The organism is Pseudomonas sp. COW5 (assembly GCF_026240005.1).
Taxonomy (GTDB): domain Bacteria; phylum Pseudomonadota; class Gammaproteobacteria; order Pseudomonadales; family Pseudomonadaceae; genus Aquipseudomonas; species Aquipseudomonas kribbensis.
This window is the reverse complement of sequence record NZ_JAPHVP010000001.1, coordinates 2,311,574-2,335,296: the sequence shown is the minus strand read 5'-3', so window position 1 is coordinate 2,335,296 and position 23,723 is coordinate 2,311,574. Positions and strand designations below refer to the sequence as shown.

General features: G+C 59.9%; 22 protein-coding genes. 8 read left to right on the top strand and 14 right to left on the bottom strand.

Annotation, left to right across the window (positions count from 1 at the left end; genetic code table 11):
- Positions 1–26: 26 nt before the first annotated feature.
- From yidC to rpmH, 4 genes are read right to left on the bottom strand one after another with little or no spacing between them, the layout of a single operon-like run.
- A complete protein-coding gene (gene yidC, locus OQ248_RS10550) occupies positions 27–1,709 on the bottom strand; it encodes a membrane protein insertase YidC (RefSeq protein WP_119429880.1) in 1,683 nt (560 codons plus the stop codon).
- A 2-nt stretch (positions 1,710–1,711) separates the two neighbouring features.
- Positions 1,712–1,957 (bottom strand): membrane protein insertion efficiency factor YidD, encoded by a 246-nt coding sequence (yidD, locus tag OQ248_RS10545; protein WP_010465488.1) that lies wholly within the window; start codon positions 1,955–1,957, stop codon positions 1,712–1,714.
- A complete protein-coding gene (rnpA, locus tag OQ248_RS10540) occupies positions 1,950–2,351 on the bottom strand; it encodes a ribonuclease P protein component (protein WP_011336726.1) in 402 nt (133 codons plus the stop codon). Before rnpA ends, yidD begins: the two co-directional genes overlap by 8 nt.
- A 16-nt stretch (positions 2,352–2,367) precedes the next feature.
- Positions 2,368–2,502 carry a 50S ribosomal protein L34 gene (rpmH, locus tag OQ248_RS10535; RefSeq protein ID WP_003213577.1) on the bottom strand — a complete coding sequence of 45 codons (135 nt, stop codon included), beginning with the start codon at positions 2,500–2,502 and terminating at the stop codon, positions 2,368–2,370.
- 566 nt (positions 2,503–3,068) lie between these two features.
- Between rpmH and dnaA the strand changes: the two genes are divergently transcribed.
- From dnaA to gyrB, 4 genes are read left to right on the top strand one after another with little or no spacing between them, the layout of a single operon-like run.
- Positions 3,069–4,592 carry a chromosomal replication initiator protein DnaA gene (gene dnaA / locus OQ248_RS10530; RefSeq protein ID WP_119429881.1) on the top strand — a complete coding sequence of 508 codons (1,524 nt, stop codon included), beginning with the start codon at positions 3,069–3,071 and terminating at the stop codon, positions 4,590–4,592.
- A gap of 39 nt (positions 4,593–4,631) precedes the next feature.
- Positions 4,632–5,735: a DNA polymerase III subunit beta gene (gene dnaN, locus OQ248_RS10525; protein WP_085733897.1), complete on the top strand. Its 1,104-nt coding sequence runs from the start codon at positions 4,632–4,634 to the stop codon at positions 5,733–5,735.
- 14 nt (positions 5,736–5,749) lie between these two features.
- Entirely contained in the window at positions 5,750–6,853 is a 1,104-nt protein-coding gene (recF, locus tag OQ248_RS10520) for a DNA replication/repair protein RecF (protein WP_265812797.1), read from the top strand.
- A 5-nt stretch (positions 6,854–6,858) separates the two neighbouring features.
- Entirely contained in the window at positions 6,859–9,276 is a 2,418-nt protein-coding gene (gene gyrB / locus OQ248_RS10515; protein WP_085686140.1) for a DNA topoisomerase (ATP-hydrolyzing) subunit B, read from the top strand.
- A gap of 62 nt (positions 9,277–9,338) precedes the next feature.
- On the opposite strand, the gene OQ248_RS10510 is transcribed toward gyrB, so the two are convergent.
- Positions 9,339–10,055 (bottom strand): response regulator transcription factor, encoded by a 717-nt coding sequence (locus OQ248_RS10510; RefSeq protein WP_265812796.1) that lies wholly within the window; start codon positions 10,053–10,055, stop codon positions 9,339–9,341.
- Positions 10,056–10,221: 166 nt separating this feature from the next.
- On the opposite strand from OQ248_RS10510, the gene OQ248_RS10505 reads away from it, so the two are divergent.
- Positions 10,222–11,763, top strand: a complete 1,542-nt coding sequence (locus OQ248_RS10505) for an ATP-binding protein (RefSeq protein WP_265812795.1) — start codon at positions 10,222–10,224, stop codon at positions 11,761–11,763.
- A gap of 157 nt (positions 11,764–11,920) precedes the next feature.
- Here the strand turns inward: OQ248_RS10505 and OQ248_RS10500 are convergent, their stop codons facing one another.
- The 4 genes from OQ248_RS10500 to glyQ form a co-directional block, all read right to left on the bottom strand.
- Positions 11,921–12,700, bottom strand: a complete 780-nt coding sequence (locus OQ248_RS10500; protein ID WP_085713092.1) for a lysophospholipid acyltransferase family protein — start codon at positions 12,698–12,700, stop codon at positions 11,921–11,923.
- An 82-nt stretch (positions 12,701–12,782) separates the two neighbouring features.
- The gene (gene gmhB / locus OQ248_RS10495) at positions 12,783–13,322 is read right to left on the bottom strand and encodes a D-glycero-beta-D-manno-heptose 1,7-bisphosphate 7-phosphatase (RefSeq protein ID WP_178083500.1); all 540 of its coding nucleotides are present in this window, start codon (positions 13,320–13,322) and stop codon (positions 12,783–12,785) included.
- A 4-nt stretch (positions 13,323–13,326) separates the two neighbouring features.
- The gene (gene glyS, locus OQ248_RS10490) at positions 13,327–15,381 is read right to left on the bottom strand and encodes a glycine--tRNA ligase subunit beta (protein WP_114880852.1); all 2,055 of its coding nucleotides are present in this window, start codon (positions 15,379–15,381) and stop codon (positions 13,327–13,329) included.
- Positions 15,378–16,331: a glycine--tRNA ligase subunit alpha gene (gene glyQ / locus OQ248_RS10485; protein WP_003187265.1), complete on the bottom strand. Its 954-nt coding sequence runs from the start codon at positions 16,329–16,331 to the stop codon at positions 15,378–15,380. The genes glyS and glyQ overlap by 4 nt, the downstream gene beginning before the upstream one ends.
- 81 nt (positions 16,332–16,412) lie before the next feature.
- On the opposite strand from glyQ, the gene tag reads away from it, so the two are divergent.
- Together tag and OQ248_RS10475 are read left to right on the top strand one after the other, a co-directional pair.
- Positions 16,413–16,970 (top strand): DNA-3-methyladenine glycosylase I, encoded by a 558-nt coding sequence (tag, locus tag OQ248_RS10480; RefSeq protein ID WP_265812794.1) that lies wholly within the window; start codon positions 16,413–16,415, stop codon positions 16,968–16,970.
- Between the two features lie 40 nt (positions 16,971–17,010).
- A complete protein-coding gene (locus OQ248_RS10475) occupies positions 17,011–17,898 on the top strand; it encodes a lysophospholipid acyltransferase (protein WP_085713088.1) in 888 nt (295 codons plus the stop codon).
- Between the two features lie 51 nt (positions 17,899–17,949).
- Here OQ248_RS10475 and OQ248_RS10470 read toward each other — a convergent pair whose 3' ends face one another.
- From OQ248_RS10470 to def, 5 genes are read right to left on the bottom strand one after another with little or no spacing between them, the layout of a single operon-like run.
- Positions 17,950–18,264, bottom strand: coding sequence for a tetratricopeptide repeat protein (locus tag OQ248_RS10470; RefSeq protein WP_265812793.1), 315 nt, complete (start codon positions 18,262–18,264; stop codon positions 17,950–17,952).
- 20 nt (positions 18,265–18,284) lie between these two features.
- A complete protein-coding gene (gene trkA / locus OQ248_RS10465; RefSeq protein WP_085713086.1) occupies positions 18,285–19,661 on the bottom strand; it encodes a Trk system potassium transporter TrkA in 1,377 nt (458 codons plus the stop codon).
- Between the two features lie 22 nt (positions 19,662–19,683).
- Positions 19,684–20,994 carry a 16S rRNA (cytosine(967)-C(5))-methyltransferase RsmB gene (rsmB, locus tag OQ248_RS10460; protein ID WP_265812792.1) on the bottom strand — a complete coding sequence of 437 codons (1,311 nt, stop codon included), beginning with the start codon at positions 20,992–20,994 and terminating at the stop codon, positions 19,684–19,686.
- Positions 20,991–21,950 carry a methionyl-tRNA formyltransferase gene (gene fmt, locus OQ248_RS10455; protein ID WP_265812791.1) on the bottom strand — a complete coding sequence of 320 codons (960 nt, stop codon included), beginning with the start codon at positions 21,948–21,950 and terminating at the stop codon, positions 20,991–20,993. Before fmt ends, rsmB begins: the two co-directional genes overlap by 4 nt.
- Before the next feature lie 57 nt (positions 21,951–22,007).
- Positions 22,008–22,514, bottom strand: a complete 507-nt coding sequence (def, locus tag OQ248_RS10450) for a peptide deformylase (protein ID WP_065260143.1) — start codon at positions 22,512–22,514, stop codon at positions 22,008–22,010.
- A 169-nt stretch (positions 22,515–22,683) separates the two neighbouring features.
- On the opposite strand from def, the gene OQ248_RS10445 reads away from it, so the two are divergent.
- Positions 22,684–23,709: a LysM domain-containing protein gene (locus OQ248_RS10445; RefSeq protein WP_265812790.1), complete on the top strand. Its 1,026-nt coding sequence runs from the start codon at positions 22,684–22,686 to the stop codon at positions 23,707–23,709.
- Positions 23,710–23,723 lie beyond the last annotated feature (14 nt).

Sequence of the window (23,723 nt, the reverse complement as noted above, 5' to 3'; positions counted from 1 at the left end):
TTGAGTGGTGTTATCCACAGAGTAAGTTACGCCTCGGCTTTTTTCGTCGCCGCTTCGATCTTACGCGTGATGTACCACTGTTGGGCAATCGACAGGCAGTTGTTCACAACCCAGTACAGCACCAGACCAGCCGGGAACCACAGGAAGAAGAACGTGAAAATGATTGGCATCATTTTCATGACCTTGGCCTGCATCGGATCCGGAGGAGTCGGGTTCAGACGCTGCTGGATGAACATGGTCGCGCCCATGATGATCGGCAGGATGAAGAACGGATCCTTGATCGACAGGTCGGTAATCCACAGCATGAACGGCGCCTGGCGCATTTCCACGCTTTCCAGCAGAACCCAGTACAGGGAAAGGAAAACCGGCATCTGCACGAGGATCGGCAAGCAGCCACCCAGCGGATTGATCTTCTCTTTCTTGTACAGCTCCATCATGGCTTGCGACATTTTCTGCCGGTCATCGCCATGTTGTTCTTTCAGTGCAGCCAGTTTCGGAGCCACGGCACGCATGCGGGCCATCGACTTGTAGCTGGCGGCCGACAGCGGGAAGAAAATCCCTTTGATCAGCATGGTCAGGAAGATGATCGACCAGCCCCAGTTGCCGACAATGGCGTGGATATGTTGCAGCAGCCAGAAGATCGGCTGGGCAATGAACCACAGAATGCCGTAGTCGACGGTCAGTTCCAGACCTGGGGACAACTCTTTCAGTACAGCCTGGCTTTTCGGGCCGGCGTACAGAACAGCACTGGTCTCGACTTTTGCACCCGGTGCAGCGGTCAGCGAAGGACCGGTGTAACCGATGATGTAGTTGCCTTTGCTGTCTTTACGGGTCTGGACGATGTTGTTTTCGCCCTTCGGAGCAACCCATGCAGTCACGAAGTAGTGTTGCAGCCAGGCTACCCAGCCACCGGTCACGGTTTCCTTGAGCTGACCTTTGTCCATGTCTTTCATGGACACTTTCTTGTACGGCTCGGAACTTGTCCACAGGGCAGCGCCCAGGTAAGTCGCGGTGCCGGTAGCCGTGGTCGACGAAGGATCGGCGCTTGCATCGCGTTTCAGCTGGGCAAACATCGAACCGGACCAAGGCTGAGCGCTCTGGTTGTCGATCAGATAAGTGACGGTCACGTCATACAGGCCACGTTTCAGGGTGAAACGCTTGATGTAATTGACGCCGTCCTTGCTGAACTTCAGGTCGACGACCAATTGGTCCTGACCGTCAGCCAGTTGATAAGTCTTCTTCTCCGAGGAGTAGATCGGACGACCGGCCGGGCTGGCGTCCGGGCCGTTGGTGCCGATCAGACCGCTTTGCGCCAGGTAAGTACGCTCGCCGCCGTTGTCGAACAGCTGGAACGGAACGTCCGGACGATCCTGACGACGCGGATACAGTGGCAAGGTCAGTTGGGCAACATCGCCACCCTGTGGATCGATCGACAGATCGAGCACGTCGGTTTTGATCTGGATCAGATCCTTGCTGGCGGCGACCGGCGTTTCGGCAGGTGCGCTGGTATCGCTTGCGGCGCGCGGAATATCGTCACTGGCTGCAGCGTTATTGCCAGTGGCGGTGTCCGGCAAACCGGATGTAGTCGTACTGGAAGCAACATTCTGAGTCGGCAGGGCAGCCTGACCATAGTCCTGGTTCCATTTAAGAACCATGACGTAGGACACGATTGCCAGGGCGACGATCAGGATCGTGCGTTTGATATCCATGATTACTCGGCCATCGAAGAAGAACGGGAGGTAGGGATAGGTGGAACCGGGTCATAACCACCGGGATTCCACGGATGACAGCGACCTAAACGACGAAAGGTCAGCCAGCCACCGCGCAGAAGGCCATGATTTTCGATGGCTTCATACGCGTAGCAAGAACAACTGGGGTAGAAACGACAGTGACTGGCCATCAGGGGACTAATGGCGTAGCGGTAAAACTGGATCGGAACGAGTGCCAGTTTACGCATCTGGACTGTCTACCCCTACAGTTTCGGTTTTGACTGCTGGTACCGGCTTGTTGCGTGCCAGACGCTTCCAGAGTTTGCCGAAATGCTGAATCAATTCGGGGTTCTCTACATCACCCAAACCTTTGCGCGCGACGATAACGATGTCCCAGCCGACCAATGAATCCTGGTGCAGGCGAAACGATTCGCGCATCAGACGTTTGAGGCGATTGCGCTCAACGGAAAGCTTTACGCTCTTTTTCCCGATAACCAGTCCAAGACGGGGGTGATCGAGATCGTTGTTGCGTGCAAGGAGCAGGAGATTTTTCCCCGGAACCTTGCCGGTAGGGGAGTCAAAGACTGCCTTGAAATGCCGGGGAGTAAGCAGACGCTTTTCCCGACTGAAGTCCTGACTCACCTCCAGTGCCGGATTATCAAACTGCCAGACGTGCGCGGCCTTTGGCGCGACGACGCGACAGTACGGCACGACCGTTCTTGGTAGCCATGCGAGCACGGAAACCGTGGGTACGAGCGCGTTTGATAGTGCTTGGTTGGAAAGTACGTTTCATGTCGTGTTACCTGGTTCGTCCACAACGGGCCGGAATGGCCCCCGTTTTAAGAGACCGGGGATTCTAGAGAAAGCAAGTCCATAGGTCAATTTCCAACCAACGTTTCCTTATAAATAGATCTCTGGTGCCCGCAGGCTCGAAACCTTGTTCGCCAGACATAAAAATAAAGAAGGGAATTATTTAAAGCTTTTTTGTAAAGCTTGTAAAAGCTAGGATCACCACCTTCTGTGGATAACTGATCTGAGGCCTTGTGGGGCTTGATGTACAGAGAATGACAACTACGCTGGAAAACAGTGTTCAGCCTGTGCTGCGCTGTCGGATAACCTGTGTGTGGAAAGCGAGGTTATCCACAGGCGACTTGTCCACCGGGTTTCGCCCCCAGTTGTCCAGTGCTCTCAGCTACGGTTATCCACAGAGCTTATTCACACACCGTCGGTCGCTTTTTCACCGGATAAGGCATTGATAAATCATGTCCACCGGGCAACCTGCATGTGGATAAGTGAACGCCCCGCCGCTACAATGGCCGCTTGTTTTTGCCTCACCGGCTTTCAACTTAGGGGATTTCCGTGTCAGTGGAACTTTGGCAGCAGTGCGTGGAGCTTTTGCGCGAAGAGCTGCCAGCCCAACAATTCAACACCTGGATCCGTCCATTACAGGTCGAAGCCGAAGGCGACGAGTTGCGTGTCTACGCACCGAACCGTTTTGTTCTGGACTGGGTCAACGAAAAGTACCTGGGGCGCGTCCTTGAACTGCTGGATGAGCATGGCAACGGCTTGGCGCCGTCGCTCTCCTTATTAATAGGCAGCAAGCGCAGTTCTGCACCGCGTGCCGCGCCGAATGCACCGTTGGCCGCCGCTGCTGCATCCCTGGCTCAGGCCAATGCCGCACCCGTCAGCGCTCCGGCACCAGCACCGGCTCCGACCCCGGCCAAGCGTGTGACGCAGAAAACCGAGGAAGTCAGCGAAGAGCCGTCCCGTGACAGTTTCGATCCGATGGCCGGTGCGGCTTCGCAGCAAGCGCCAGTGCGTGCCGAACAGCGCACCGTGCAGGTCGAAGGTGCGCTCAAGCACACCAGCTACCTGAACCGCACCTTTACCTTTGAGAACTTTGTAGAAGGTAAATCCAACCAGCTCGCCCGTGCGGCGGCCTGGCAAGTGGCAGACAACCCCAAGCACGGCTACAACCCGCTCTTCCTTTATGGCGGCGTCGGTCTGGGTAAAACGCACTTGATGCACGCGGTGGGTAACCATCTATTAAAGAAGAATCCGAATGCCAAGGTCGTGTACCTGCATTCCGAGCGTTTCGTGGCCGACATGGTCAAGGCGCTGCAACTGAACGCGATCAACGAGTTCAAGCGGTTCTACCGTTCGGTGGACGCCCTGCTGATCGACGACATTCAGTTCTTCGCCCGCAAGGAGCGTTCCCAGGAAGAGTTTTTCCACACCTTCAACGCCCTGCTTGAAGGTGGCCAGCAGGTCATTCTCACCAGTGACCGCTACCCGAAAGAAATCGAAGGCCTTGAAGAGCGCCTCAAATCCCGCTTCGGCTGGGGCCTGACGGTTGCCGTCGAGCCGCCGGAGCTGGAAACCCGCGTGGCCATCTTGATGAAGAAGGCCGACCAGGCCAAAGTCGAGTTGCCACACGATGCCGCGTTCTTCATTGCCCAGCGCATTCGCTCCAACGTCCGTGAGCTGGAAGGCGCGCTGAAACGCGTGATCGCCCACTCGCACTTCATGGGCCGCGACATCACCATCGAGCTGATTCGCGAATCCCTGAAAGACCTGTTGGCATTGCAGGACAAACTGGTCTCTGTGGATAACATTCAGCGCACCGTCGCCGAGTACTACAAGATCAAGATCTCCGACTTGCTGTCCAAGCGCCGTTCGCGCTCGGTCGCTCGCCCGCGTCAGGTCGCCATGGCACTGTCCAAGGAACTGACCAACCACAGCCTGCCGGAAATCGGCGATGTGTTTGGCGGTCGCGACCATACGACGGTGTTGCACGCCTGCCGCAAGATCAACGAACTTAAGGAATCCGACGCGGACATCCGCGAGGACTACAAGAACCTGCTGCGTACTCTGACCACTTGATGAACACCAGCGCAGCTTATTAAGGCAAGGGACTAGACCATGCATTTCACCATTCAACGCGAAGCCCTGTTGAAACCCCTGCAACTGGTCGCAGGCGTCGTCGAGCGCCGACAGACCTTGCCGGTACTCTCCAACGTGCTGCTGGTCGTCGATGGCCAGCAACTGTCGCTGACCGGTACCGACCTGGAAGTCGAGCTGGTCGGTCGCGTGCAACTCGAAGAGCCGGCTGAAACAGGTTCCATCACCGTGCCCGCGCGCAAGCTGATGGATATCTGCAAGAGCTTGCCGAACGATGCGCTGATCGACATCAAGGTCGACGAGCAGAAGCTGGTAGTGAAGGCCGGCCGTAGCCGCTTCACCCTGTCGACCCTGCCGGCCAATGACTTCCCGACGGTGGAAGAAGGCCCTGGCTCGCTGACTACCAGCCTGGATCAGAGCAAGCTGCGTCGCCTGATCGAGCGCACCAGTTTCGCCATGGCCCAGCAGGACGTGCGTTACTACCTCAATGGCATGTTGTTGGAAGTGTCCACAGGTGTGATTCGTGCCGTGGCTACCGACGGTCACCGTCTGGCGATGTGCTCGATGCAGGCCGACATCGGTCAGCAGGATCGTCACCAGGTGATCGTGCCGCGCAAAGGTATTCTTGAGTTGGCTCGTCTGCTCACCGAGCCGGACGGCAACGTCAGCATCGTCCTGGGTCAACACCACATCCGTGCGACCACCGGCGAATTCACCTTCACTTCGAAGCTGGTCGACGGCAAGTTCCCTGACTACGAGCGCGTTCTGCCGAAGGGCGGCGACAAGCTGGTATTGGGCGACCGCCAGGCGCTGCGCGAAGCGTTCAGCCGTACTGCGATTCTGTCCAACGAGAAGTACCGCGGCATTCGTCTGCAACTGGCCAGCGGTCAGCTGAAAATCCAGGCGAACAACCCGGAGCAGGAAGAAGCGGAAGAAGAAGTAGGCGTGGAATACAACGGCGGCTCCCTGGAAATCGGCTTCAACGTCAGCTATCTGCTCGACGTACTGGGCGTGATGACCACCGAGCAGGTTCGTCTGATCCTGTCCGACTCCAACAGCAGTGCGCTGGTGCAAGAGTCCGACAACGACGATTCGGCTTACGTTGTCATGCCGATGCGTCTGTAATCAGCTGACTCTGGATGTCGCTAAGTCGCGTCTCGGTCACCGCGGTGCGCAATCTGCACCCGGTGACCTTCTCCCCCTCCCCCCGAATCAACATTCTTTACGGCGCCAACGGCAGCGGCAAAACCAGTGTTCTGGAAGCCATTCATCTGCTGGGGCTTGCCCGTTCGTTTCGTAGCACCCGGCTGTTGCCGGTCATCCAGTATGAGCAACTTGCCTGTACCGTTTTCGGTCAGGTCGAGCTCGCCGAGGGCGGTCACAGTGCATTGGGGATATCTCGCGACCGTCAGGGCGAATTCCAGATTCGCATCGACGGTCAGAATGCCCGCAGCGCCGCGCAACTGGCGGAGATTCTGCCGCTGCAGTTGATCAACCCCGACAGCTTCCGTCTGCTGGAAGGTGCGCCGAAGATCCGCCGACAGTTCCTGGACTGGGGCGTGTTCCACGTCGAACCGCGGTTCATGGTCACCTGGCAGCGTTTGCAGAAGGCCTTGCGCCAGAGAAACTCCTGGCTGCGGCATGGTACACTTGACGCCGTTTCGCAAGCGGTTTGGGACAGGGAACTGTGCCAGGCCAGCGCTGAAATCGATGAATACCGCCGCGCTTACATCAAAGCCTTGAAACCAGTCTTTGAGCAAACCTTGAGCGAACTGGTTGAGCTCGAAGGTTTGACGCTCAGCTATTACCGAGGCTGGGACAAGGATCGGGAATTGAGTGCTGTGCTTGCCGGATCCCTGCAACGGGACCAGCAGATGGGGCATACCCAGGCCGGACCGCAGCGCGCTGACTTGCGTCTTAGATTGGGCGCTCATAATGCCGCGGACATCTTGTCCCGGGGTCAGCAGAAACTGGTGGTCTGTGCGTTGCGGATTGCTCAGGGGCATCTGGTGAGCCAGGCCCGGCGCGGTCAGTGTATTTATCTGGTGGACGATTTGCCGTCCGAGCTGGACGAGAGCCACCGTCGCGCGCTGTGCCGCTTGCTGGAAGACTTACGCTGCCAGGTCTTTATCACCTGTGTAGATCACGAATTATTGAGGGAAGGCTGGCAGACGGAAACGCCAGTCGCTCTGTTCCACGTGGAACAGGGCCGTATCACCCAGACCCACGACCATCGGGAGTGAAGGCATTGAGCGAAGAAAATACGTACGACTCATCGAGCATTAAAGTGCTGAAAGGCCTGGATGCCGTGCGCAAACGTCCCGGTATGTACATTGGTGACACCGACGATGGCAGCGGTCTGCACCACATGGTGTTCGAGGTGGTCGACAACTCGATCGACGAAGCCCTCGCCGGCCATTGCGACGACATCAGCATCATCATCCACCCGGATGAGTCCATCACTGTCAAAGACAACGGCCGTGGCATCCCGGTAGACGTGCACAAAGAGGAAGGCGTTTCCGCCGCTGAGGTCATCATGACCGTCCTCCACGCCGGCGGTAAGTTCGACGACAACTCCTACAAGGTATCCGGCGGTCTGCACGGTGTAGGTGTTTCGGTTGTGAACGCTCTGTCCGAAGAGCTGGTCCTGACTGTTCGCCGCAGCGGCAAGATCTGGGAACAGACCTACGTCCACGGCGTACCTCAGGCACCGATGGCGATCGTTGGCGACAGCGAAACCACCGGCACCCAGATTCACTTCAAGGCTTCCAAGGAAACCTTCAAGAACATTCACTTCAGCTGGGACATCCTGGCCAAGCGTATTCGTGAGCTGTCCTTCCTCAACTCCGGTGTCGGCATCGTCCTCAAGGATGAGCGCAGCGGCAAGGAAGAACTGTTCAAATACGAAGGCGGCCTGCGTGCGTTCGTTGAATACCTGAACACCAACAAGACTGCGGTCAACCAGGTGTTCCACTTCAACATCCAGCGTGAAGACGGCATCGGCGTGGAAATCGCCCTGCAGTGGAACGACAGCTTCAACGAGAACCTGTTGTGCTTCACCAACAACATTCCGCAGCGCGATGGCGGTACCCACCTGGTGGGCTTCCGTTCCGCACTGACGCGTAACCTGAACAACTACATCGAGCAGGAAGGTCTGGCGAAGAAGCACAAAGTCGCCACCACCGGTGACGATGCACGTGAAGGCCTGACTGCGATCATTTCGGTGAAGGTGCCGGATCCGAAGTTCAGCTCCCAGACCAAAGACAAGCTGGTGTCTTCCGAAGTGAAGACCGCGGTCGAACAGGAAATGGGCAAGTACTTCTCTGACTTCCTGCTGGAAAACCCGAACGAAGCCAAGCTGGTCGTCGGCAAGATGATCGACGCCGCCCGTGCCCGTGAAGCGGCGCGCAAGGCCCGTGAGATGACTCGCCGCAAAGGCGCGCTGGACATCGCCGGCCTGCCGGGCAAGCTCGCTGACTGCCAGGAAAAAGACCCGGCGCTGTCCGAACTGTACCTCGTGGAAGGTGACTCCGCGGGCGGCTCTGCGAAGCAGGGACGTAACCGCAAGACCCAGGCCATCCTGCCGCTGAAGGGCAAGATCCTCAACGTCGAGAAAGCCCGTTTCGACAAGATGATCTCGTCCCAGGAAGTGGGCACCCTGATCACCGCGCTGGGCTGCGGTATCGGTCGCGAAGAGTACAACATCGACAAGTTGCGCTATCACAACATCATCATCATGACCGATGCTGACGTCGACGGTTCGCACATCCGTACCCTGCTGCTGACCTTCTTCTTCCGTCAGTTGCCGGAGCTGATCGAGCGCGGCTACATCTACATCGCCCAGCCGCCGCTGTACAAGGTCAAGAAAGGCAAGCAAGAGCAATACATCAAAGACGACGACGCCATGGAAGAGTACATGACGCAGTCGGCCCTGGAAGATGCGAGCCTGCACCTGAACGAAGACGCCCCGGGCATTTCCGGTGAAGCGCTGGAGCGTCTGGTGAATGACTTCCGCATGGTGATGAAGACCCTCAAGCGTCTGTCGCGCCTGTACCCGCAGGAGCTGACCGAGCACTTCATCTACCTGCCGGCCGTCAGCCTGGAAATGCTCGGCGACCACGCGAAGATGCAAGACTGGCTGGCCCAGTACGAAGTCCGTCTGCGCACCGTCGAGAAGTCGGGCCTGGTCTACAAGGCCAGCCTGCGTGAAGACCGCGAACGTGGCGTGTGGCTGCCAGAGGTCGAACTGATCTCCCACGGCCTGTCGAACTACGTCACCTTCAACCGCGACTTCTTCGGCAGCAACGACTACAAGACCGTCGTCACCCTCGGCGCTCAACTGAGCACCCTGCTCGACGAAGGCGCGTACATCCAGCGTGGCGAGCGCAAGAAAGCGGTCACCGAGTTCAAGGAAGCCCTGGACTGGCTGATGGCCGAAAGCACCAAGCGCCACACCATCCAGCGATACAAAGGTCTGGGCGAAATGAACCCGGATCAGCTGTGGGAAACCACGATGGACCCAAGCGTACGCCGCATGCTGAAAGTCACCATCGAAGACGCCATCGGCGCAGACCAGATCTTCAACACCCTGATGGGTGATGCGGTCGAACCTCGCCGTGACTTCATCGAGAGCAACGCTCTGGCGGTTTCCAACCTGGATTTCTGATCCCGGTCGGCGCCAACAAAAAGGCCAACGCACAAGCGTTGGCCTTTTTTATTGCCTGCGCTTCACTCGCCCGCCGCCACCCTCTCCAACCGATACCCATACCCATAAATCGTCAGCAACTGCCAACCCCGATCCGCTGTCAGCCCGAGCTTGTTGCGCAGGCGATAGATATGGGTATCCAGTGGCCGTGACGAGGCCATCTCTTCATGGGGCCAGAACCTTTCGTATAGATAGTCCCGCGACAACGGCCGGCCCAGGTTGCTGAACAGGCAATGCGCGAGGCGATACTCGCGCTCGGTCATCATGATTGGCTTTCCTTCGCGAGTGACGGTCAACTCGGCGTCATCAAAAACCAGATCATTGAAACGCAGGACATTGGCCACCGTCGGGCGCTGATGGCTGTGCCGGCGCAATACGGCGGTGACACGAGCCTTTAACTCGTTGGGACGGAACGGTTTGCTGACATAGTCGTCGGCACCTGCATTCAATGCCTGGACGATATCGCTCTCGCCGTCGCGACTGGTGAGCATGATGGCGGCAGGCGGGGCTTCCATGTGCTCGCGAGTCCAGCGCAGCAGCGCCAGGCCGGTGAGATCGGGAAGCTGCCAGTCGAGGATCAGCAGGTCGAAGGTTTCCCGGCGCAATTGCCGCAGCAGGTCTTCTCCGCGTTCGAAGCTGTGCAGCGACCAGGGCTGTTCGCCGGCCTCGGCCATTTGTTGCAGGGTCTGCTCGACCCGGCGCAGTTCGGCGGGTTCATCGTCCAGTATCGCAACGCGCATACGCGGTATTCCTTGTCGCTTGGGTAATGGGTGGTCGACACCGGCGGTTCGACCAAAGCAGTGAAAGTAAGCGGCACGCCGTGGGGTGAGCCGCTATGATTCTTCGGGTCTACGTCCTCAGACCTGTCGCCCATGAAACCATTCAACCCGCTCTGCCCTGTTTTCCATGATTAACCGACGCCGCCACGAAAGCCGTGTGCAAAGTCAGGTTCAACGCCTTTTTCGGCAACTGGTGCGCGAGTGGGTGTGGATAAGTCTAGTGCTGTTGCCGCTGACTGCATTGTTGTCCTGGCGTGCACAGATCAATCTGCATGATCCGGCGCCGGTCAGCGGCGCAGTGCTGTCTACCGTGCTGGTGGCCATCGTGCTGGGGTTATTGCTGTGGCGCCCTCGTCTGGCGCTCTGGCTCACGCTGATCGGCATGGTCGGCGTGCTGCTGACCAGCGCCGGTCTGGCGGAAATTCAGCGTTGGTGGTCCCCGACGCCGGCAGTGCTGGGCATGCTGTTCGGTTATCTGATCTGGAACTGGCGACGTCTGAGTGTCGTGCTGACCTACTTCGGCTGGGAGTTGTCCCGGCTGGACGATGAACCGAAGGTGTTCCCCGAACGTCGCCGCACACAATTTGCCAGTGGCGACCGGTTGCAAGGCCAGATCATGGCGCTTGAACAGGCCATGAGCCGCACGCGGGACACCCGTCGCTTCATCGCCGATGGCCTGGAGTATCTGCCGGTTGCGACCCTGATCAGTGACCCCAAAGGTCAGATCCTGTTGGGCAATCGCAAGGCGCGTGACTTGTTCGGCAGTGATCTGGTCGGTGATGACGTCCTCGATCGATTGGCGAGTCTTGGCTATCCGGATTTATCCACAGCGTCGCGTCCATTGTTGTCCGACCTGCCTCTCTTGGAGTTCCGTGACCACAAGGAGCGCAGCTTGCGGCTGGAACGTGCAGCCTTGTTGCCGGTGGACGGCGACACACCGATTGGCTGGCTGCTGAGCCTTACCGATCTGAGCGCCGAACGTGCCGCCGAAGAGCAGCGCGGCGTGCTGTTGCGTTTTCTGTCCCATGACTTGCGTGCCCCGCATTCGGCAATCCTTGCCCTGCTCGATGTCCACCGGCATCAGGCCGGGACGGATTCACCACTGTTCGAGCAGATCGAACGCCAGGTGCGTCGGGCGCTGGAGCTGACCGATGGTTTCGTTTTACTGGCCCGGGCCGAATCCAAGGCCTATCAGTTCCAGCCGAGTCTGTTTGCGATGCTGGTAATGGACGTCCTGGATCAGGCTCTGCCCATTGCCCAACAGAAGCGTATCGAACTGCTGAACGATATGGACGAACAATCCCAGGAACGTCTGGTGCTGGCAGATCAGGGCCTGCTGACCCGGGCGCTGTTCAATCTGCTGGAAAACGCGATCAAGTACAGTCCTGTCGGCTCCACGGTCCGATTGCGCGTTCGCTGCCACGATGACTGGCTGCACTGCGAACTGACCGATCAGGGCAAAGGCATTGCGGCTGAAGAGCTACCCGATCTGTTCACTCAATATCGGCGTTTTTCTTCGGCCAAGGGCATCGATGGCGTCGGGCTGGGGCTGTCGATGGTCAAAGCCGTGGTGGATCACCATGGTGGGCGGATCGAATGCATCAGCGTAATCGATCAGGGCACCACATTCCGCCTTGAACTGCCGTTGATCACCGAAGAGCAGGCATAAAAAAACCGGCTATATCAGCCGGTTTTCTTACTTCCGAAAAAAACTTATGCACCTTTTACGGTGTTTTATCAGCTTCAGAAATATATATAAAAATCAGTAAGTTAATTGATGTTTTCGGAATATTGCCAACAAACCGTACACAGGTTATCCACAAAAATCAGACAGTCACTTGATCGCTGGCTGCCGGGGCTTGTGGTGCCGGTGGCAACGAACCCATTTCCCTTTGGGCCTGCTCATTCCATGCCTGTACCCGGTCGTTCAGATCGGCGATGGCGCGAGGGCCTGATCCTTCGGCATACATCGGTTCACCGATGACCACGGTGATCACACCCTGTTTTTTGCCCCAGCCGATTTTCGGCCAGAACTTGCCGGCATTGTGCGCAATCGGCAGTACCGGAAGCGCGGCATTCACCGCCAATGCGCTGCCACTGCGGGAGAACTTGCCGATGGTGCCGTGGGGAACGCGAGTACCTTCAGGGAAGATCAGCACCCAGACATTGTCCTTGAGCAGCTCGTCACCTTTCGCCGCGACCTGCTTGAGGGCGGCTTTCGGGTTGTCGCGATCAATCGCGATCGGCCGCAGCATGGCCATGGCCCAGCCGAAGAACGGCACGTACAGCAATTCGCGCTTGAGCACCTGGCTCAAGGGCGAGAAATAAGCGGAGAGAAAGAACGTCTCCCAGGTGCTCTGGTGGTTCGATTGAATCACGCAGGGCCGGTCAGGCACGTTTTCCGCGCCTTTGACTTCGTAACGGATACCGAGGAACACCTTGGTCAACCACAAGGCGCAGCGGCACCAGTACACATTGATGAAGCGATAGCGCGCCTTGAACGGCAGAAAGGGCGCGATAAAAAAGCTCAGGCTGCACCACAGCAGAGCGGTGGTGCCCAGCAGCAGGTAAAAGAGGAAGATTCTGATGGCCTGCAGTATCGACATGGCGACGTTTACCGTTACGGGCGATGCCCGACTGTTCAAGCGCACTCCCGATCAATCCCTGGTCAGGAACTTCAGAAGTACTCTAGTTGTGGATAAGTTCTGCGGCAATCGCCGCCAGATCGTCAAAAATCAGGGTGCCGACCGGAAGGGTCTTGCCCAGAGTCTTTTCGCCTTTCCCGGTCTTTACCAAAACGGGCTGTGAATCGACGGCTTTGGCGGCCTCCAGGTCACCAAGGCTGTCGCCGACGAACCAGACATTCGTCAGCGCCACGTTGTAATGCTGCGCGATGGTTTTCAGCATGCCGGGTTTCGGCTTGCGGCAGTCGCAACCCTCGTCCGGCCCATGCGGGCAATACACGATCAGCCCGACTTCACCGCCCTGCTCCGCCACCAGTTCGCGCAGGCGCGCGTGCATGGCATCGAGGGTGGCGAGGTCGTAGTAGCCGCGAGCAATGCCCGACTGGTTGGTGGCGACCGCCACCGTCCAGCCGGCCTTGCTCAACTGCGCAATCGCTTCGATCGAGCCGGGCAGCGGAATCCACTCCTCCACCGACTTGATGTAAGCGTCGGAGTCGTAATTGATCACCCCGTCCCGATCGAGAATCAGCAGTTTCAACAGCAATCCCTCAACCCAGCAGCGAAATGTCGGCAACGCCCAGGAACAGGCCACGCAGACGCGCCAGCAGCGCGTAACGGTTGGCCCGCACATTGGCATCTTCGGCATTGACCATCACCGCGTCGAAGAACGCATCCACCGGCTCGCGCAGGGCGGCCAGGCGTGCCAGCGATTCGTTGTACTGACGTGCCGCGGCCATTGGCTGTACAGCCTGGTCCGCCTGCTGGATCGCCGAGTACAGCGAGAACTCGTTGGCGTTGTCGAAGTACTTGGCCTGAACGTCGGTCGGCACGGAGCCTTCGACTTTGCTCAGCAGGTTCGACACACGCTTGTTCACCGCCGCCAGCGCTGCCGCTTCCGGCAGTTTGCGGAAGGCTTGAACCGCCTGCACACGCTGGTCGAAGTCCAGCGCCGAACCCGGCTTCAGGGCACGAACCGATAGGTAGGTGGCCACATCCACGCCTTCGTCTTCATAACGCGCACGCAGACGGTCGAAGATGAATTCCAGCACCGCGTCGTTCAGGCCGGCAGCCTTGACCTTGGCGCCGAAGGAATTCACGGCGAAAGCAACGGCGTCGTTGAGGTCCAGATCCAGTTGTTTCTCGATCAGGATCCGCAGCACGCCCAATGCCGCACGGCGCAGGGCATACGGGTCTTTGCTGCCGGTCGGCAGCATGCCGATGCCGAAGATGCCGACCAGGGTGTCGAGCTTGTCGGCGATGGCCACGGCCGCACCGGTCAGGGTGGCCGGCAGTTCAGCGCCGGCACCGCGCGGCATGTATTGCTCGTTCAGGGCCAGAGCGACGTCTTCCGGCTCGCCGTCATTGAGGGCGTAGTAGTAGCCGGCGACACCTTGCATCTCCGGGAACTCGCCGACCATTTCGGTGGCCAGGTCGCACTTGGACAGCAGGCCTGCGCGGGCAGCCCACGAAGCGTTGCCGCCAATGCGTGCGGCGATGTAAGCCGCCAGTTTCGACACGCGTTCGGCCTTGTCGTAGACGCTGCCGAGTTTTTCCTGGAACACCACGTTCTGCAGACGATCGTTGAAGGCTTCGAGCTTCTGCTTCTTGTCCTGCTTGAAGAAGAACTCGGCGTCGGTCAGACGTGGGCGAACCACCTTCTCGTTACCGGCGATGATCTGCTGCGGGTCTTTGGATTCGATGTTGGCCACGGTAATGAAACGCGGCAGCAACTTGCCGTCGGCATCCAGCAGGCAGAAGTACTTCTGGTTGTCCTGCATGGTGGTGATCAGCGCTTCCTGCGGCACATCGAGGAAACGTTCCTCGAACGAGCACACCAGCGGCACCGGCCACTCGACCAGCGCGGTCACTTCGTCGAGCAGCGCCGGCGGCACGATCGCGGTGCCTTCCTGGCGGGTCGCCAGCTCTTCGGTGCGCTTGCTGATGATCTCGCGACGCTCGTTGGCGTCGGCCAGTACGTAAGCGGCACGCAGGTCGGCCAGGTAGCTCGACGGCGAACCGATGCGCACGCTTTCCGGGTGGTGGAAACGGTGACCACGGGATTCACGGCCAGCCTTCTGCGCGAGGATCGTGCAGTCGATGACCTGGTCGCCGAGCAGCATCACCAGCCACTGGGTCGGACGCACGAACTCTTCCTTGCGCGCACCCCAACGCATGCGTTTCGGGATCGGCAGGTCATTCAGCGAGTCTTCGACGATGGTCGGCAGCAGGCTGGCGGTCGGCTTGCCGGCGATGTTCTGGCTGTAGCGCAGTTTCGGACCGCTCTGGTCGATTTCGCTCAGCTCGACGCCGCACTTCTTGGCAAAACCCAGTGCCGCTTGAGTCGGATTGCCTTCGGCATCGAACGCAGCCTGACGTGGCGGGCCGTCGAGGTTGATGCTGCGGTCCGGCTGCTGGGTGGCCAGCGCAGTGATCAGCACGGCCAGACGACGCGGTGCGGCGTAGACGGTTTTGGTTTCGTAGTTCAGACCGGCAGCCTGCAGGCCCTTGTCGATACCGGCGAGGAACGCTTCGGCCAGGGTGTTCAGGGCTTTGGGTGGCAGTTCTTCGGTGCCCAGTTCAACCAGAAAATCTTGAGCACTCATTGTGCAGCCTCCAGCTTGGCCAGTACTTCGTCACGCAGGTCCGGGGTTGCCATCGGGAAGCCCAGCTTGGCGCGGGCCAGCAGGTAGGCTTGGGCGACGGAACGCGCCAGGGTGCGAACGCGCAGAATGTATTGCTGACGCGCAGTCACGGAGATCGCCCGGCGCGCATCCAGCAGGTTGAAGGTGTGCGAGGCCTTCAGGACCATTTCATAGCTTGGCAACGGCAGCGGCTGGTCGAGTTCGATCAGGCGCTTGGCTTCGCTTTCATAGAAGTCGAACAGTTCGAACAGCTTGTCGACGTTGGCGTGTTCGAAGTTGTAGGTGGACTGCTCCACTTCGTTCTGGTGGAACACGTCGCCGTAGGTCACCTTGCCGAACGGACCGTCAGCCCAGACCAGGTCGTAGACCGAGTCCACGCCCTGCAGGTACATGGCCAGACGCTCGAGACCATAGGTGATCTCGCCGGTCACCGGGTAGCACTCGATGCCGCCCGCCTGCTGGAAGTAAGTGAACTGGGTCACTTCCATGCCGTTCAGCCAGACTTCCCAGCCCAGACCCCAGGCGCCGAGGGTCGGCGATTCCCAGTTGTCTTCGACGAAGCGGATGTCGTGGACCAGCGGGTCCAGGCCGACATGCTTGAGGGAGCCCAGGTACAGTTCCTGGAAGTTGTCCGGGTTCGGCTTCAGGACTACCTGGAACTGGTAGTAGTGCTGCAGACGGTTCGGGTTTTCGCCGTAACGGCCGTCAGTCGGACGGCGGCTTGGCTGTACGTAAGCGGCGTTCCAGGTTTCCGGGCCGATGGCACGCAGGAATGTCGCGGTGTGGAAAGTGCCGGCGCCTACTTCCATATCGTAGGGCTGAAGTACCACACAACCTTGCTCGGCCCAGTATTGCTGGAGCGCGAGGATCAAGTCTTGGAAGGTACGCACGGCTGGCGTAGGCTGGCTCACGAAATTCACCTGTTTCTTGGGCTGCGATTTAAAGAGCGGGAGTATACCCGATTCAGTCGCACCTCCACCCCCTGGAGCCTTATGCCACGCTGCTTTTGGTGCAACGAAGATCCGCTGTACATGGCTTACCATGATCAAGAGTGGGGCACGCCGCTACGCGATGCGCAGGGATTGTTCGAGTTGCTTTTGCTCGAAGGGTTCCAGGCCGGGCTTTCGTGGATCACCGTGCTGCGCAAGCGCGAGCGATATCGCGAGGTGTTGTACGGCTTCGACGTACAACGCGTGGCGCAGATGAGCGACGCGGAAATCGATGAATTGATGCTCGATCCGGGGATCATCCGCAACCGCCTCAAGCTCAATGCCGCCCGTCGCAACGCTCAGGCGTGGCTGGCGCTGGAAGATCCGGTGGCCTTCCTCTGGTCGTTTGTGGATAACCAGCCGGTGATCAATCATTTCAAGGATCGCAGCGAAGTCCCGGCCATCACCCCGCAGGCCGTGGCCATGAGCAAAGGCCTGAAAAAGGCCGGTTTCACCTTTGTCGGCCCAACCATCTGCTACGCGCTGATGCAGGCCTCGGGCATGGTCATGGACCACACTCAGGACTGTGACCGCTACGCGCAGCTGGTCAACGCCGGTTAGAATGGCCGCCTCGCGCACAGCACAAGATCAGGAGTGACCTGTGGAAAAGTTTAAAGGCGCCATGCTGGTTGGCGCTCTGCGGCTGTTTGCCCTGCTTCCGTGGCGGGCCGTGCAGGCCGTGGGTTCGGCGATCGGCTGGATCATGTGGAAAACCCCCAACCGTTCCCGCGACGTGGTGCGGATCAACCTCGCCAAATGTTTTCCACAGATGGACCCGGCCGAACGTGAGCGTCTGGTGGGCCAGAGCCTGAAAGACATCGGCAAGTCCCTGACCGAAAGCGCCTGCGCCTGGATCTGGCCAGCCCAGCGTTCTATCGATCTGGTGCGCGAAGTCGAAGGCCTCGACATCCTCAAGGATGCATTGGCGTCGGGCAAAGGCGTGGTCGGCATCACCAGCCACCTGGGCAACTGGGAAGTGCTCAACCACTTCTATTGCAGCCAGTGCAAACCGATCATTTTCTATCGTCCGCCGAAGCTCAAGGCTGTGGATGAACTGCTGCGCAAGCAGCGGGTGCAATTGGGCAACCGCGTGGCGGCGTCGACCAAGGAAGGCATCCTCAGTGTCATCAAGGAAGTGCGCAAGGGCGGTCAGGTGGGGATTCCCGCAGACCCGGAGCCAGCTGAATCCGCCGGGATCTTCGTGCCGTTCTTCGCGACTCAGGCCCTGACCAGCAAGTTCGTGCCGAACATGCTCGCCGGTGGCAAGGCTGTCGGGGTGTTCCTGCATGCCCTGCGTCTGCCGGACGGTTCCGGCTACAAGGTGATTCTGGAGGCCGCGCCGGAAGCGATGTACAGCACAGACACCGAAACGTCCTGCGCAGCGATGAGTCAGGTGGTCGAGCGGTATGTGGCGGCTTATCCGAGCCAGTACATGTGGAGCATGAAACGCTTCAAGAAGCGTCCGCCGGGTGAGGCGCGCTGGTACTGATCGGCGATGTGCAATTGTGGATAACCTGACAAAACGGGTTATCCACAGCCGTTACGGCTTCTGCCGGTCCAGCTTCTTCAGAAACACCGTCATTTCCTTCTCCGCCTGCTTGTCGCCATGGGTCCGGGCCGCTTCCAGCCCCTGCTCCCACGCCTGCCGCGCAGCCGCCAGATCACCCAGCGCCAGGTGCGCCTTGCCCAACAGTTTCCACGCTGCCGAGTACTTCGAATCGAAGCCGACGCAACGCTGGAAATGCTCGGCCGCCTTCGCGTTCTCCCCCAGATCCAGATAACCCTTGCCCAGGCCGAAGCGCAGCAATGAGTTATCCACACCCTTGGCGAGCATTTTTTCCAGGGATTCGATCATTGGTCTCGCCTCTTGGTCGGTCAGAAGAAACTCAGGCCCACGTGGAACAGCTTCTCCACATCGCGAATATGCTTTTTATCCACAAGGAACAGGATCACGTGGTCGCCGGCGGCGATCACCGTGTCGTCGTGGGCGATGATCACTTCTTCATCGCGGATGATCGCGCCGATGGTGGTACCCGGCGGCAAAGCGATGTTTTCGATGGCCTTGCCGATGACCTTGCTCGACTTCGAATCGCCATGGGCCACGGCTTCGATGGCTTCCGCCGCACCCCGGCGCAACGAGTGAACGCTGACGATATCGCCACGGCGCACGTGGGCCAGCAAGGTGCCGATGGTCGCCAGTTGCGGGCTGATGGCGATGTCGATGTCGCCGCCCTGGATCAGGTCGACGTAGGCCGGGTTGTTGATGATCGTCATCACCTTCTTCGCGCCCAGGCGCTTGGCCAGCAGCGACGACATGATGTTGGCTTCGTCATCGTTGGTCAGCGCCAGGAAGATGTCCGCGTCGGCAATGTTCTCTTCCAGCAGCAGGTCGCGATCCGACGCGCTGCCCTGCAGCACCACGGTGCTGTCGAGCGTATCGGAGAGGTATCGGCAGCGCGCCGGGTTCATCTCGATGATCTTTACCTGGTAACGGCTTTCGATGGCCTCGGCCAGGCGTTCGCCGATCTGCCCGCCGCCGGCGATGACGATGCGTTTGTAGGTTTCGTCGAGACGGCGCATTTCGCTCATCACGGCGCGAATGTTCTCACGGGCAGCGATGAAGAAGACTTCGTCATCGGCCTCGATCACCGTGTCGCCCTGGGGAAGAATCGGACGGTCACGGCGGAAAATGGCGGCGACGCGGGTTTCCACATTCGGCATGTGTTCGCGCAACTGGCGCAGTTGCTGCCCCACCAGCGGCCCGCCGTAATAGGCGCGCACCGCCACCAGTTGCGCCTGGCCTTCGGCGAAGTCGATCACCTGCAAGGCGCCGGGATGCTGGATCAGGCGCTTGATGTAGTTGGTGACCACTTGCTCGGGGCTGATCAGCACGTCGACCGGAATCGCTTCGTTCTGGAACAGTTGCTCCTCGCGGGTCAGGTACGACGCTTCGCGTACCCGGGCGATCTTGGTCGGGGTGTGGAACAGGGTGTGAGCGACCTGGCAGGCGACCATGTTGGTTTCGTCACTGTTGGTCACCGCCACCAGCATGTCGGCGTCGTCGGCACCGGCCTGACGCAGCACGGTCGGCAGCGAGCCACGGCCCTGCACGGTGCGGATATCGAGACGGTCGCCAAGGTCGCGCAGACGGTCGCCATCGGTGTCGACCACGGTGATGTCGTTGGCTTCGCTGGCCAGATGTTCAGCCAGCGAACCGCCGACCTGCCCTGCACCGAGGATGATGATTTTCAACCCGTCACTCCATTGAATCCGTTTAGCCGCGCGCGGCAGCGATCTTGATCAACTTGGCGTAGTAGAACCCGTCATGGCCGCCTTGCTGGGCCAGCAACTGGCGACCGTGGGGCTGTTTGATCCCGGCCTGCGTGGCCAGATCCAGCTCCCGGGCGCCCGGCGTGCGCTCAAGGAACGCGGCGATGACTTCGGTGTTCTCGGTCGGCAAGGTCGAACAGGTGGCGTAGAGCAGGATGCCGCCCACTTCGAGGGTTTTCCACATCGCGTCGAGCAACTCGCCTTGCAGTTGCGCGAGGGCGGCGATGTCGTCGGCCTGACGGGTCAGCTTGATGTCCGGATGACGGCGGATCACTCCGGTGGCCGAGCACGGCGCGTCGAGCAGGATGCGCTGGAACGGTTTGCCGTCCCACCACGCGGCCGTGTCGCGACCGTCGGCGGCGATCAGCTCAGCGCTCAGACCGAGGCGTTCGAGGTTTTCCTTCACCCGCACCAGACGCTTGGCTTCCAGATCCACCGCCACCACACCGGCCAGCGCCGGTTCGGCTTCGAGGATGTGGCACGTCTTGCCGCCCGGTGCGCAACAGGCGTCCAGCACTCGCTGGCCCGGCGCGAGATCGAGCAGGTCGGCGGCCAGTTGCGCGGCTTCGTCCTGCACGCTGATCCAGCCTTCGGTGAAGCCGGGCAGGCTGCGCACGTCGGCGGCAGCGTCGAGGACGATGCCGTCGCGGCTGAAAGTGCATGGCTGCGCGGCGATACCCGCGTCAGTCAGCAGACTGAGGTAGGCGTCGCGGCTGTGATGACGGCGGTTGACCCGCAGAATCATCGGCGGATGCGCGTTGTTCGCCTCGCAGATGGCTTCCCATTGCTCAGGCCAGAAGGCCTTGAGGGATTTTTGCAGCCAGCGCGGGTGGGCGGTGCGCACTACCGGGTCACGTTCCAGTTCGGCGAAGATCGCCTCATGTTCACGTTGGGCGTTGCGCAGTACGGCATTCAGCAGGCCCTTGGCCCACGGCTTTTTCAGCTTGTCGGCGCAACCGACGGTTTCGCCGATGGCGGCATGAGCCGGGACGCGGGTGTAGAGCAATTGATAGAGACCGACCAGCAGCAACGCCTCGACATCGGCGTCGGCAGCCTTGAACGGCTTCTGCAGCAGTTTTTCCGCCAGTGCCGACAAGCGTGGCTGCCAGCGGGCGGTGCCAAAGGCCAGATCCTGGGTGAAACCGCGATCGCGATCCTCGACCTTGTCCAGTTGCGTCGGCAGGGAGCTGTTGAGCGAAGCCTTGCCGCTCAGGACGGCGGCGAGTGCCTTGGCGGCGGCCAGACGCGGGTTCATTGCGCGTCCACCGCTGCGCCCAGTACCGTGCCGGTGGCGAATTTATCACGACGGCTGTTGAACAGATCGCTGAAATTCAGCGCTTTGCCGCCGGGCAATTGCAGGCGGGTCAGGCACAGTGCTTGATCGCCACAGGCGACGAGCAGGCCGTCCTTGCTGGCGCCGAGAATGGTGCCCGGTGCGCCTTTGCCTTCGGCCAGTGTCGCCGCCAGCACTTTCAGCGCTTCGCCGTTGAGCGTGCTGTGGGTGATCGGCCATGGGTTGAAGGCGCGGACCAGACGTTCCAGCTCGACGGCCGGACGGCTCCAGTCGATGCGCGCTTCATCCTTGTTCAGTTTGTGCGCATAGGTGGCGAGGTCGTCGTTCTGCACTTCGCCTTCCAGGGTGCCGGCGGCCAGACCGGCAATCGCTTGCACGACGGCTGGCGGGCCCATTTCGGCGAGGCGGTCGTGGAGGCTGCCGCCAGTGTCTTCGGCGCTGATCGGGGTCACGACCTTGAGCAGCATCGGCCCGGTGTCCAGGCCCGCTTCCATGCGCATCACGGTCACGCCGCTTTCGGCGTCGCCTGCTTCGACGGCGCGCTGGATCGGCGCCGCCCCGCGCCAGCGTGGCAGCAACGAGGCGTGGCTGTTGATGCAACCCAGGCGCGGAATATCCAGCACCGCTTGCGGCAGGATCAGGCCGTAGGCGACCACCACCATCAAGTCAGGCTTCAAGGCTGCGAGCTCGGCTTGAGCGTCAGCGTTGCGCAGAGTCGGCGGCTGCAACACCTGGATATTATTTTCCAGGGCGAGCTGTTTGACCGGGGTTGGCATCAGTTTTTGCCCACGACCGGCCGGACGATCCGGTTGGGTGTAGACCGCGACGATCTCGTAAGGGCTGTCCAGCAGGGCCTTGAGGTGTTCGGCGGCGAATTCCGGGGTACCGGCAAAAACGATGCGCAGTGGCTCAGTCATGGGGGGAATCTCATAAAAAGAAAAAGGCTTGCCGCAGCAAGCCTTTGGAGAGGGGCATCAAGCGTTCTGGCGGTGCTGCTTTTCCAGTTTCTTCTTGATCCGGTCGCGTTTGAGCGTGGACAGGTAGTCGACGAACAACTTGCCGTTGAGGTGGTCGCATTCGTGCTGGATGCACACCGCGAGCAGGCCTTCGGCGATCAGTTCGTAAGGCTGGCCGTCACGGTCCAGAGCCTTGATCCTGACCTTCTGCGGGCGGTCGACGTTTTCGTAGAAACCCGGCACCGAGAGGCAGCCTTCCTGGTATTGCTCCATTTCGTCGGTCAGCGGTTCGAACTCGGGGTTGATGAACACCCGGGGTTCGGTGCGGTCTTCGGAAAGGTCCATCACGACGATACGTTTGTGCACGTTGACCTGGGTCGCGGCAAGGCCGATGCCCGGCGCTTCATACATTGTTTCAAACATGTCATCGACCAGCTGACGCACTTCGTCGTCCACTACAGCCACAGGTTTGGCGATAGTGCGCAGACGCGGGTCCGGAAATTCGAGGATGTTCAAAATGGCCATAAGCTTGATTGCTGCACGTGTGAGGTAAAGTCGGGCGATGGCCTGGCGGGTCCGAAGATGCAGGCTACCGTTGTGAAACGTAGCTCCTTGCTTTTCAGCATAGAGCAGGGAGCGAGCCACGGGGGCTCTGGCGTTTCACGCGAACGCACATGATAAAGGGATTCACCGCATGAGGAAATCACTACTCGCCCTGCTGTTTCTGGCCTCGGCCGGCACCGCGTATGGGCAAGTGCAACTCAAGGAAGGTTTTCCACAGCAATACACGGTGGTTTCGGGGGACACACTCTGGGACATCTCCGGAAAGTACCTGCGCGAACCCTGGCAGTGGCCACAGTTGTGGCGGGCCAATCCGCAGATCGAAAACCCCAACCTGATCTATCCGGGCGACACCCTGACGCTCAGTTACGTCAACGGCCAGCCGCGCCTGACCCTCAATCGCGGGGCGTCGCGCGGCACCATCAAGCTCTCGCCACGGATCCGCAGCAGCCCGGTGGCCGAGGCGATTCCGAGCATTCCGCTGAAATCCATCAACAGCTTTCTGCTGAGCAACCGCATCGTCGACAAGGTCGAGGACTTCGACAAGGCGCCGTACATCGTTGCCGGTGATGCCGAGCGGGTGCTCAGCGGCACCGGCGACCGGATCTTCGCCCGCGGGCATTTCGATCCGAACCAGCCGGTCTACGGCATCTTCCGTCAGGGCAAGGTCTACACCGATCCACAGAGCAAGGAGTTCCTGGGGATCAACGCCGATGACATCGGCGGCGGTGAAATCGTCGCCACCGAGGGCGACGTCGCCACCCTCGCCCTGCAACGGACCACCCAGGAAGTGCGCCTCGGCGACCGTCTGTTCAGCGGCGAGGAGCGTTCCATCAACTCGACCTTCATGCCCAGCGCTCCCACCACCGACATCAACGGCCTGATCATCGACGTGCCACGTGGCGTCACGCAGATCGGCGCAATGGACGTGGTGACCCTGAACAAGGGCAAGCGCGACGGTCTGGCCGAAGGCAACGTACTGGTGGTGATGAAAACCGGGGAAACCGTGCGTGACCGGATCACCGGCAAACCACTGAAGATCCCTGATGAACGCGCCGGATTACTGATGGTGTTCCGCACCTACGACAAACTCAGCTACGGCCTGGTGTTGAACGCATCGCGCTCGTTGGCGGTGCTGGACAAGGTACGAAATCCTTAGCTGGCTTCACAAGT